A 12,617-nucleotide genomic window follows, 5' to 3' on the forward strand; every position below is an offset into this window, starting at 1 on the left:
TTTTTAATATTCTCCTATTTGTACAATTCTGCCAATATGATCTATTCTAACTTTACACAAATTTCTTAGCCATTCGGTTGCTTGGAAATGTTTATACGTAAAATCTAAATTATTGGTGACCTCTGTTTCTAGGTGATGCCTAAACATATAATTTTTTGTTGCAATTTTTTGAACCCTAAATAAGTTAGGGCTTATAATAGCAGCATTTTTTTCATCCAATAGGTCAATCTCATTCGGATTGAAATTCTCTGAAGGAATGACAAACATTTCGTTTTGCTTCAAAGAGAATAAAAATTTCCACCCTTTTGGATGCTGCTTTTTTATAATTGACTGGTCCTGATTTTTACGTATAACAGCCTCATAAAAAGAAACTACTTCTTCTTGAAGATTACCACTCTCATCTTGATAAATGGCTACATGATGATTATTACCCGTACTTACATAATCAGTAGGAATTTCTTTTCCTTTATCATCCAAAATTATATTTCCAAAATGATCTTTGGCTTGATGTAAAGGTTCTGCATTGCTAACACCTGAAATTGTAGCCCTTTTGATGGTTATGCCTTTAGATTGATTTAACCAAATAGGATTTTTATCTAAATCTGAAAAAGCTGTTTTAAAGTCACCATTGTATTCTTCTAAACGCTTTTTCATTACCTCTTTAATGCCTTTATCAATAATTTTATCTAGATGTTTTTGAGTTTTAAAATTATCTGGATTTATATCTTTACGAATCGTGAAGATCTCTTCAAAAATCTTCACTTCTCTAAGAGGACTTCCATTAACGTGGATAGGATCACTTTTAAGGGTTTTATTACTAAAGGCTATTTTTTCGTTATTATCGTATTTTTTAAGGTGGTGCAATACAGTTTCGTGCTCTTTAAAATTAATTATTAAACCTGCTTGCTTCTTGGAAAACCTACTATTTATTTTTACAGGTTTTTCTAGTGGTTGTTTTGATTTTCCATATATGGTCTCTTTGTGCAATTGACCTCTGGGAGTTTTGGCTTTTTGGTAATTAAATCCACCTTCTTTTTTAGTTTTATTTATGTTTTTGGTTACAACCTTATTTTTATTTTTAAAACTTACCAGTATAGCTTCAATTTGTTCTTTTGCATTTTCACGAAAACTACTCATAGGTGCTTTGAAAACACGTTTTCCTTTTGAATTTACCTCTGTAATAAGATTTTCAATATTTTTTATAATAGGGTGATTGTCTTGTGTAACATCCCTTCTGGCATTGAGATTATTTATATATTGAATATGATTATGTGTGGTGAAAGCAACTGCTAATGCATCCATAGCGTGATGCCTATGGTCATTACGTTTTGTCCAATCTTTTATTACTTCGTGCTTAAATAGCTCTTCTGTTCCCTTATCAAGCCGTTCTTCATATTCCGTTAGCCCCAGTGCTTTATATTTAGGCAGGTTCAACTCTTTCATTACATTGATTAAATCCCAGTCACTTCTTAGCTTATCGGTAATACTTCCAGAAGTAGCTAAAACTTCATTTGGGAATACTTCATAAAGCATCCTTTTCGCTTTGCGGTATATATTGGCTATTTCTTAGATCACGCTCTATAAATCCATCAGGAATATCTTTTAGAGACATTAATAATTTATTTCGCTTACCTTTTGAAATATGGTTATCCTTATTCAAAGTTTCCACACGTTCTTTGTATGCTTCTAAATCTGACTGATAATCTTGTGTTATAAAGTCTAAAGCAGTACGGTTTGCCTTTTTTAGGTTAACATTCCTAAAGGATAATGTTTTATTTGAAAATGAATCATCAAAAAGCAATGCTTTTGGAATGATATGCTCTATATCTATTTCGCTTGAAAATATTTTATCTGGGCTTATATATTTGTCAGTAAATATGTCTTTATACCCTCTAGATTCTAGTTCCTGCCATAGTCGATAACGTACTACATCTGACTTCGTAGGATTTGGAATTCCAAATTTTTGAGTTACGATCTTTTTGATTTCCTCATTTCTTCTTGTACCATCTGCAATCCCTTTAGTCATTTCAGCTCTTTCTTTTGCTGATTTTTTCAATTCTCTAGCTAATTCTATCCTAACGCCATCTGGTTTTCCATAGGTATCAATAACTTGATTTACGACGTTCACCATTTGGTTTAAAATCTTCTCGACAACAGGGTTGCGCAGACTATTCTTTTTAAGTAAATCGAGTTTAGCTTTTGGCTCAAAGTTATCTAACTCTTCTGCTGTCAAACTTTTAGAATGATTATAACCGGCTAGCCTACAAGCTTCAGAATATAGATGACCATCCTCTAAATAAGGGAGAATTTTTTTAATGGCCTTAGCAGATAAGTTTCCGTAGTCCGACATCAGAGATAAATTAGCCAGCATTTTTGCATATTCTGGATTGAAACCAAACTTTAGGTGAAGCTTTTTCTTTAATGAAACACTAGAATTTCCGTATATTAACTTATCATGTTCGGAAATTTTAAAATCTTCTTCAGCCGAATATAATAAATGCCACAATTCATAGCTGGATTGGTTGGTAAGTTGTTTTTTGTAAGCATCAAATTCTAAAATTGAAGCATCTATTCCTATTTCGGGAAAAGTAGCTTTTAATTCCTTTCTAATTATTTTTGCGTTTGATTTATTCCAATCAATTCCATAGCCTTCAAAATCTGATATTTTTTGATAGATATTGAAAAGTGCTGCATTTGTTCTATTTCCTTCAATCTTTTCAAAATTGCATTTCCAATTACTTAGCTTACCAATTTTGAATTGAGATCTTAAGATTTTAAGGAGATCATTTGGGTTTAAGTCTCCCCGTAGATTCAGTTCCTCGAAAAGTTCTTTTCGTATTTCTTGTTCCACTTCTTTAATTTCAATCTTTTCATCGGTTTCACTATTTGTAAATACTAAATGATTTAGATTCTGCCATATCTTGAATTCTTGAAATAGGGGTGAAGATTTAGGGATAACGCGTCTACCCACGATTCTTGTTTTAGCTTTCCCCGTTTCTTTATCAAAATATTCTTGTTCCCAACTTTCAAACTGGCAGAAGCTTATCAGTGATTTTTGAGATTTTATTTTGCGTTGATAGAAAATAATAACATCTCTTATTTCTTGTTTTAATTCATCTGTTAAATTGGCATTGAAATTTGATTGGGTTTTCCAAATTTGTTCAAATTCATCTAAATAGTCCTGGCGATAGAAAACCTGATTTTTGAGTGAGGTGTGCGGATCTTTTGCTATTTGTTTATAAAGGAATTCACCTACAGTTTCTTTATTAATGTATAGCTTTTTACTTCTATCTGAAATACCCCCTAAATAACCACTTGATTGATTTATATCGTTGTTGATTTCTTGTAAGATAATGGCTAGTTGTTCTAAATCTAACTTACCCGACAATCCTTTTACTCTCCAATGATAGTTTTCGATAGTTTTTTCTCTTCCTTTTGTAATACGCTTGATTCCCTTTATATTAAAAGGTTTTTGGCAAATCGCCCAAGTTTGAGATTTATTTTTGCCATCTAATTCTTTAAATAATTCATCCGTTAAAATTTCAGGGTAAAATGTTTTTTGATTGCTCCAAATCTTATTGAATTCTTGTTTTAAATCTGAGCGATAAAAATCCGGGATATATTTTCTATCATTTTCAAGCAATTCAAGAACGTATTGTCCTGGTGTAATGCCTCGCTCGTAGAGTTCTTTTGCAATTGCCATTCCATCAATTGCTTGTCCTTCTTCATCATTACTAGCCTTTCTACTACTTTTATACCCCCTTTTTTTATTGATGGCTAAAAGAACTTTTGCAAAATCTTCTAAATCAATTCGCTCTCTTGCTGCTTTAGCTCTTAAAGAGAGTGTTTGGTGTGTTGTGTCTTTTCCTATTTCGGTAAGTGGCGTCTCTTTAGTAATAATGTGATTCTCTATTAGAATTTCAATAAGATTTTCTCTTCTTAATTTATAGCGTTGCAAATTACGGCGAGCTCCTCGTTTTAATGTCCGGTCTGCATTGGTTGATAACGGACGACCTTTTTCAAAATTGGTTTTTTCATCAATTGTCAAGGGATTAACGCGTACCCCAAGCTTTATGATTTTTGAAATTTCTTTTTCGTTTTCTGCTTCATTTACCAATGCCCAGCCAATGGAGTTTGTACCCAAATCCAATCCTAGAATTCTTTTCATTCTCTTAATTTTTTAACATTTTAAAGTTAACAATAAAAATTTTAGTTGGATTACGGTTTCCCATAAATGCCATTAGAAAAGTTTTGTATATTTGTATTATAATTCTGAAAGCAATTCACAATAAGGATTATTCCGTTGTGAAAACATTCAAGGTGGCAGATTCATTTTTGTCACCTTTTTTATAGCAGTTATATTTTAAGAACGAGAAGAAGATTTTAATTTTTAGATGAAGGGGTAGGCCGGATTTTAAAATTGTTACTCAAGATTGCTTTAATATTATTCAATAATTTTTATGCCATAATTAAGGCGTGAAATCAAAATCGAATAATTCTTTAGGATGTACATTGAGTCCCCTTGCTAGTTCAGCTATAGTAGTAAGAGTAATATTCCTTTTTCCTTTCTCAATTTTATTAAGATCAGCGTAGTCTAAATCACATTTTTGGGAAAGAGCCCTAAAACTTAAGTTTTTCATTTTTCTAATTTTACCAAAATTAGAACCAAATTGGATTAAAAAATCAACTTTATCTTTCTCGTTTTGCATCTTAGCCCTTTCTACACCTAAGATGAGTAAAAAAATCAAAAATATTGTTGGTGTATATTACAACAAAAAAGAAATTATTTATATCTTTATCCAACAACTACAAGTACAGCCTTTTACGTTAAACCATAATTTCATCATTGAATTTATCATGTAAAATTCTTTGAGATTTAAAACTAAACCTATAAGAAGAAACAAACCACTATTTAATGAATTAGCCAATACGGCTAGGTTAGAAGCCAGAAAGCCTTCCCTCGAGCTACGTAGTCTTCCCTAAAGTTTAACGGCTGTTTGGGAAAGCCTATGGTTTCAAATTAGTTAAAGACAAACAAACCACAGCAAATTATGAAAATTATACTCCATACCGCTAGACTCGTATTAGTTATAAATGCAGTATCTATTCGAAGATCCGATCCAACATTAAAAACTGTTGGCTATGGAACGTGAGTTTAAACTTTTAAAAGAAGGGCATCCTGATGCCATGGAATTTATTTATGCCAGATATCAGCATAAGCTCTTTTGGATGGGGAAGCAGTTAATTAAGGATGAATTTGTTATTGAGAGCATTGTTCAGGATACGTTCCTAAAGTTATGGGAAAAAAGAGATCATATAGAAGATCCTAAACATATTCGCTACTTCCTTCTTCATGTGATGAAACGCCAGTGTACCTATTACTATTGCCACCCCAGGAATAAGTTTCACCGGAATATGGGCAGACTGGAGTTTTTTCCGGACTACCAGGAATATATGCACGGATTTGATCCGGAGTCAGAAGATCCACATTTACAGGATCAGGAAGCCGATCAGAAAGCTTTCGACCGGATAAGACGTGTTTTTCCGTTGTTAAGTGGAGAAAGACGTCGTCTCCTGGAACTCTGCATAACCTATGGTTTTCAATATAAAAACATTGCCCAGGTTATGGGAACCAGTACCGCTTACACCAGTTACGAGGTAAAAAGAGCGATCGAGGATATTAAAAAAATTATCCATGAAGGAAACGATTTGGAAACCAAACCAAAAGAGGTGGTTACGGTAAAACTACAGGGCAAGATGACTGCGGAACAGGAACAGGTATTACAACTGCGTAATGAAAAGCAGTACTCCTTTGCGGCTATAGCCAAAGAACTGAAACTTTCTCAAAAGGAAGTGCATAAGGAATTTATGACCGCCTATAGGTTGCTACAGCAAAAACACGAACAACAACAATCGGCATAAGCATGGCTAAAGAAACCATTCAGCTCACCCGAACCATGCAATTGAAGGTGGATGCTCCTACCAAAGAAGAAAGAAAGGAGGCACTTGTTACGCTATACCGCTGGCAAAACCGTAGCTATAGGGCGGCTAATCTTATTATAACCCATCTGTATATTCAGGAAATGATCAAGGAATTCTTTTATCTATCAGAAGGGATAAGATATAAACTGGTCGATGAAAAGAAAGATGAAGCAGGCCTCCTAAATCGTTCCCGGATGAATTCCATTTACCGCGTGTTATCCAATCGCTTTAAAGGAGAAATACCCACCCTCATTTTAAATGCACTAAACAAAAAAATCATAACGACATTTAATTATTACCGTGAGGAATACTGGAGAGGAGAACGCTCGGTGATGAATTTCAAAAGAAATATGGCCTTTCCTTTTCATAGGGATGGAGTTCATGGATTGTCCTATGATAAGGAAAAAAGTACCTTTCGTTTTCGACTATTCTCGATCCCGCTAAAGACGTATTTGGGAAGGGATCGTACCGATAAGAAAAAGTTGTTGGAACAGCTGGTAGCTGGGCAAACCAAACTGTGTACTTCCCACATCAAATTAAAAGACAATAAGATCTTTATGCTGGCTACCTTTGAAATTGAAAAAGAAAAGCATAGCCTAAAACCGGAAATCACTGCAGAAGCTTCTTTATCGCTTGAATATCCTATTATGGTGAAATCCGGTAAGGAAAAATTGAGTATTGGCAATCGTGAAGAGTTTTTATACAGGAGGTTAGCCATACAGGCTGCTCGAAGAAGAACGCAAACCGGGGCTACCTATTGCAGACCGGGAAAAGGGCGTAAACGTAAAACAAAAGCAGTAGAAAAATTCCATAACCATGAAAAAGACTATATAAGTAACCGCTTGCATGTATACAGTCGAAAGCTTATTGATTTTTGTATTAAACTTCAAGCCGGAACGCTTATTTTGCTAAACCAGGAAGATAAAATAGAAATCGCCAAAAATGAAAACGGATTTGTGTTAAGGAATTGGAATTATTATGAGCTGATGACTAAAATAAAATATAAGGCCGAAAAGGCCGGAATTGAACTTATAGTGGATTAAACCCCATTAAGAGGGTGCTTGTACACCCGTAAGGTGAGGTTTAGATTTTTAATGACACTCACTAAATGCAAATCGCATATACAACAATTAGTGCTAGGCTTAATTACTGAAATGAATTGTAATTATGATGAATTGACCTATGCATAATATACAATCCCCCTAAAGTCAGCATCGCCATAGTAGTGGTTTGAACTCCATAAAGAGGATGCTTATACACCCGCAAGCTGAGGTTTCTTAATAACACTCACTAAATGCATGTAGCCTGTACAATAGTTGGCCTTAAGCTACAATAGTATCCTGAACTTGCAGGATAAAAAGAGAGCTTGGGGTACTTTAAAGGATATCAGTTTTTTTAAACATATTTAAATAAATAGTTTTTTAAATCCTTAAAATTGAGATAAATGAAAAGTAAACGAGTAAAATAAGATATATTCTTAAAACTCTAAAGATTAGCAATCAAAATGAATTTATCCTTCTTGGTTTTTAGTAATATTGCCTAGTTTTTTTAAAATAGAGTACTAAAAATCAACATTTAAGACTGTTATCCCTACAATGAAAGTCGTAATTATTGAAGATGAAGATTTAGCGGCAGAATCCTTAGAAAGCTTATTGTTAAAATCGAAATACGAGATTACAATAGTGGCCAGGTTAGAGAATATTAAACAGGCAAAGGAATGGTTTACAAGTAATTCCTGTGATCTCATTTTTAGCGATATAAGCCTGGGAGATGGGGAAAGCTTTGAAATTTTTAATGCCTTAAACATTCAAATTCCCATTATTTTTACCACCGCTTTTGATCATTTTGCGGTACAGTCGTTTCAGTTTTTTGCCATTGATTACCTACTTAAGCCTTATAATAAGCAGAAACTCGACAAAGCCCTGGAAAAATACATCAACTTTGTGGGTAGTAAAAAGGACGCTGATCATGTAGAGAATTTACTGGAACGGCTTAAAACAACATTACCGGATCTACAAACACCACAAATTCAAAATCGTTTCCTTGTCTCTCAGGGAGAAGAATTAATATCGATTAAAAGTGAAGAAATCGCCTATTTTATGGCAGAGAATAAATCTTTATTCCTGTTTACCAGGGATAACCAGGTGTATCTGTATGATAGTACGATTCTAAATTTAGAAGATAAACTGGCTCCAAAAGAGTTTTTTAAGATCAACAGGAAATTTATTATTAGTCATAATGCCATAAAATCTATTGTAAAATATAGCCAAAATCGCCTAAAAATAGAATTAAGTCCGTCTCCCGGCAGTGGCGGCCCCATATTAATAAGTTCAATGACGATCAACGCTTTTAAAGAGTGGCTAAATCATTAAAATGGAACTTATTAACTATTTAAGACGGTTTAGAAAACATCAGAAATATTTCTATTTAAGTCTTCTGATCATTATTGGCTTTTTTATAGGAAGCTCTTTAATTACCCCAAAAATAACTTCTGTGTCTTCAGGCCTGATGGAAGATGTAAGAGAGACAGACCTTTATTCTAAAAAGAATACTATAGCTTCTGAATTTCTAGAATTGAACAGTTTTTTAAACTATGCTAAAAATAGTATTGAAGACGCTTCAGATGTTCCCCTAAGCACCGTAATCAACAAACTGAATTTTGTAAGTGATTTAGCTTTATCGAACGCGGTAAATTCCAGTAGTTATGTATATACCATCACGCCTGGCGGTGTTCAGGAAACGGAGCATTTAAGACCGAAAGCCAAATTTGGTGAACCTTCCATTCCAGAAAAAAAAATGCTGCTGGACGCTGCAAAGGGAACTTTGGATACCATAATCATTTCTAAAGATAAAGTACTTAACCGGAAGGCTTATGTTTTTCAAAAAAATAAAGACACTACTGTGATTGTGGGGTATGACGTTGATTTAAAAGCATTTTGGAAATACTACTCAGAAAAATATAAGGAACGAAATTCCTATACCACCGTTTTCAACAAAAATGGCATATGCCTGCTACATCCCGAAGTTGACAATATTGGAAAAAAAATACCCTCGTATTTTGATTTCTTTGCTATTTCAGATATCCTAAACCAATCTGATAACGAGGTGCTGAAAAACAACGGAATTTCGCAATATCTGGGATTGGACATTGTGCGCTATTTTGACAAGGTGATGATAGGAGATCAGGAACTTATCGTGGTGGCTAATTTCGTGAAGTTTGATCTCCAGGATACCACTGTAGAAGTTCAGCGCTATTTTTCCTGGATTAGTTTACTGGCCTTTATCACATTTATGTCATTGCTGCTTATCGCAAGATTTCAGCTGAAAAAAGAATATAACGAGAATTTAAGCGTACAGAAAGAAAAGGAACAACTGGCTATAGCCAACGAAAATTACCAAAGAGAAAATGCCGTACTGCAGCTAAATCAACTTAAAAAGAAAATGAATCCCCATTTTCTTTTTAATACGCTTAATTCGCTACACTATCTTATTGAATCCAAACCCAACCTGTCCCAAAAATTTGTGTTACAACTTGCAGATGTATATCGCTATTTACTGGAAAACAGGGATGATAATCTAACGAGCCTTAAAAAAGAACTGGACTTCCTGGAGCAATATATTTTTCTGCATAAAATCCGATTTAAAAACAGTTTAAATATTACGATTGTAAACCAAAGTGATGATGAATTGATTTTCTATAAAAAAATTCCCGTACTGTCCCTGGAAACCCTGGTGGAAAATGCCATAAAGCATAATGAAATCACAAAAAGCAATCCTTTAAACATTGAAGTAGAAATAAATAATACCCATGTTACGGTTACCAATAATTATTCTCCCAAAAAGAAAGAACATATTGAAGGTCATAAAATAGGCTTAACTTATTTAAAGAATATTTATAATTATTACGAAGTTGATAGCTTTAAAACGAAAATAGTAGAAGATAAATTTATTTGTATACTACCTCTGTTATCCTAATACTAAACTTCACTCCTTTTTTTAAAGAGTTCACTCCATTTGGTTTTTATTAACACTTAAGCAAATAGATATTTAAACTTTAAATAATCTATTTCATGAAAAAATTCTTATTGAATTTAACTATTCACCACTGGGCCCTAATGATGCTGGTAGCTTTTCTAAGTACCGGAATAACGGCTAATGCCCAGGAAGAAAAAAAGGATAATAAGAAAAAGGAGGAAAATAAAGAGAGTGCAGAGGATTCTACAAGCGTGGACAGTGACGAACTGAGCTATGAAAAATTCTTAAAGGATGGTGAGGTAAGAAAGGGCTTGTTTAATGTGTATACCATTGAAGACGATTATTATTTTGAAATACCAGACACTTTAATGTCTCAGGATTTACTCATCGTAAATAAGATCTCCAGTGTTCCCTATGCTTTAAACGGGCATGGCCTAAATAAAGGGATGGCATTTGAGACCAAACTTGTTCGATTCTATAAAGATACTGTACGTAAAAAAGTATGGGCAAAAACCATAAATCCCAGAGTGCAATCTCCGGGAGATGCCGCCATTACCTTATCGGTAAAAGATAATTTTAGCGAGTCGATTATCGAGGAATTCGATATCACTACCCAAAATACCGATTCTACGTCGACTGTTTTTAAAGTAAATAAAATTTTTAGCGGAAAAGAAAAAAGCTTTAGTGATGTTCTGGCCAATATCGGCCTTGGAGGGAGTATTAAAACCAATTTATCCCTTATCGAAGAGATAAAGGCATTTCCCGAAAATATCGTTGCCAAATCCCTGCTTACCACTTCGGTTAGTGAAGGTGGGAGTGCTGCCTTACCACTTTCTATAGGAGTAACGACAAACATTGTGCTGCTGCCTAAAAAGGTAATGAAACCTAGATTTGGAGATCAACGAATCGGGTACTTTTCAACCCCGATGGAATATTTTACCGATGCCCAACAAGAGGTGGAATCCAGAAAGCTTATTACCCGATGGAGGCTGGAACCTAAAGAAGAAGATATCGATAAATATCAGCAGGGCGTACTTGTAGAGCCAAAGGAACCTATAGTTTATTATATAGATCCTTCTACACCAAAACAGTGGGTGCCCTTTATAAAACAGGGCGTATTAGACTGGAATGTGGCCTTTGAAGAGGCCGGCTTTAAAAATGCCGTACAGGTGAAAATCCCTTCAGCAGAGGATAAAGACTTTGATATTGATGATGTGCGGTATTCTGTGATTACCTATGCCGCTTCAGAGCAACAAAATGCCATGGGACCCTCTGTAGTTGATCCCAGAAGTGGAGAAATTTTAGAGTCGGATATTATTTGGTGGCATAACTTGATGAAAGGACTACACTCCTGGATTCGCGTGCAAACCGGAGTGATCGATGCGAATGCCAGAGCGAATACATTTTCAGAAAAACATATGGGAGAAGCCATACGCTTTGTTTCTTCTCATGAGGTAGGACATACTTTTGGCCTTAAACACAATATGGGGGCTTCTTATAGTTACCCCGTAGATTCGTTACGATCTAAAAGTTTTACCTCAAGAATGGGAGGGACGGCTCCTTCGATCATGGATTATGCCCGTTTTAATTATGTAGCCCAGCCCGAGGATAGCGTGGTTGATATTACGCCTAAAATTGGGGTTTATGACAAATATGCGATCGACTGGGGATATCGATGGACGGGAGCTGAAACAGCACATAAGGAGTTACCACTTACCAATCAATGGATCCGTAAACATGAAAACGATCCATTGTATTTCTATGGTCCGCAGCAGATGGATATTGTGGATCCCAGGTCGCAAAGTGAAGATCTTGGGGATAATGCCGTAAAAGCTAGTGAATATGGACTAAAAAACCTTAAACGAATAATGCCCAATATCCTGGAATGGACCAGTGAAGAAGGGCAGGATTATTATAAAGCTTCAAAATTATATAAGTCGGTTATCGATCAATGGGAGCTGTATAATAAACATGTAATGGCGAATATTGGAGGTCTTTATCTTAATAATACCGTTTATGGAGATGGCAAGGAAAGCTACCAACCGGTTCCTGCAAACCTGCAAAAACAAGCGCTGGAGTATGTGATCCAAAATGCAATACTTCCGCAGCAATGGTTATTTACGCCAGCTATGATTGATAAGGTCTTTGCCGTTAGGGATGCACCCGATGGGGAACGCTATTACTCACCGGTTTCTATGCAGCGAATCTATCAGACCAATATGATCTATGCTTTATTGAAAACCGACCGATTAATGCGAATCACGGAAAATGAAATTCTTGCAAAGAATGAAAAAGAAGTGTTTACCGAAGAATACCTTTTTGATCGGCTTTTTGAAGCCATTTTCAAAAACACAAAAAAGAATAAGCATCTGAACAGGTTCGATAGAATTACCCAGAAAAATTATGTAGACGTACTTACAGTAGATCGAAATGAGCTGTTGAAGAAAACCAAAGAACATACGCTTTCTGATAACGACAGGAATTTTAAAAATGTTCATTTCTCTTATATCCCAAGGGTTTCTGATGCCAGTACCAGTAAAAGATATGCGCTGGAAAAAATACTAAAGCTTCTTAAGAAGAAGAAAAACAAAGGAGACGAATTAACTAAAGCACACTATAGAGATCTAATATCTCGTATAGAATACAATCTCAATAATTAG

General features: G+C 34.8%; 6 protein-coding genes and 1 pseudogene. 5 read left to right on the forward strand and 2 right to left on the reverse strand.

The genetic code is table 11. The features are described from left to right. Window positions 1-3: 3 nt before the first annotated feature. Together cas9 and AC13DP_RS15610 are read right to left on the reverse strand one after the other, a co-directional pair. A pseudogene (cas9, locus tag AC13DP_RS15605) lies at window positions 4-4,168 on the reverse strand (type II CRISPR RNA-guided endonuclease Cas9). A 301-nt stretch (window positions 4,169-4,469) separates the two neighbouring features. After that, on the reverse strand, window positions 4,470-4,709 hold the full coding sequence (locus AC13DP_RS15610; RefSeq protein WP_013073783.1) for a helix-turn-helix domain-containing protein: 240 nt from the start codon (window positions 4,707-4,709) through the stop codon (window positions 4,470-4,472). A gap of 433 nt (window positions 4,710-5,142) precedes the next feature. Between AC13DP_RS15610 and AC13DP_RS15615 the strand changes: the two genes are divergently transcribed. The 5 genes from AC13DP_RS15615 to AC13DP_RS15635 all read left to right on the forward strand — a co-directional run bounded on the left by AC13DP_RS15615 (window position 5,143) and on the right by AC13DP_RS15635 (window position 12,617). Then, on the forward strand, window positions 5,143-5,922 hold the full coding sequence (locus AC13DP_RS15615; protein ID WP_483068075.1) for an RNA polymerase sigma factor: 780 nt from the start codon (window positions 5,143-5,145) through the stop codon (window positions 5,920-5,922). Window positions 5,923-5,924: 2 nt separating this feature from the next. Next, window positions 5,925-7,025 (forward strand): nuclease/transposase family protein, encoded by a 1,101-nt coding sequence (locus AC13DP_RS15620; protein WP_483068076.1) that lies wholly within the window; start codon window positions 5,925-5,927, stop codon window positions 7,023-7,025. A 552-nt stretch (window positions 7,026-7,577) separates the two neighbouring features. Then, window positions 7,578-8,354 (forward strand): LytR/AlgR family response regulator transcription factor, encoded by a 777-nt coding sequence (locus AC13DP_RS15625; RefSeq protein WP_347407737.1) that lies wholly within the window; start codon window positions 7,578-7,580, stop codon window positions 8,352-8,354. A gap of 1 nt (window position 8,355) precedes the next feature. Next, window positions 8,356-9,957 (forward strand): sensor histidine kinase, encoded by a 1,602-nt coding sequence (locus tag AC13DP_RS15630; RefSeq protein WP_347407738.1) that lies wholly within the window; start codon window positions 8,356-8,358, stop codon window positions 9,955-9,957. Window positions 9,958-10,052: 95 nt separating this feature from the next. Beyond that, window positions 10,053-12,617 (forward strand): zinc-dependent metalloprotease, encoded by a 2,565-nt coding sequence (locus AC13DP_RS15635; RefSeq protein ID WP_347407739.1) that lies wholly within the window; start codon window positions 10,053-10,055, stop codon window positions 12,615-12,617.

The sequence above is a fragment of the Zunongwangia sp. L-65 genome, assembly GCF_056859415.1.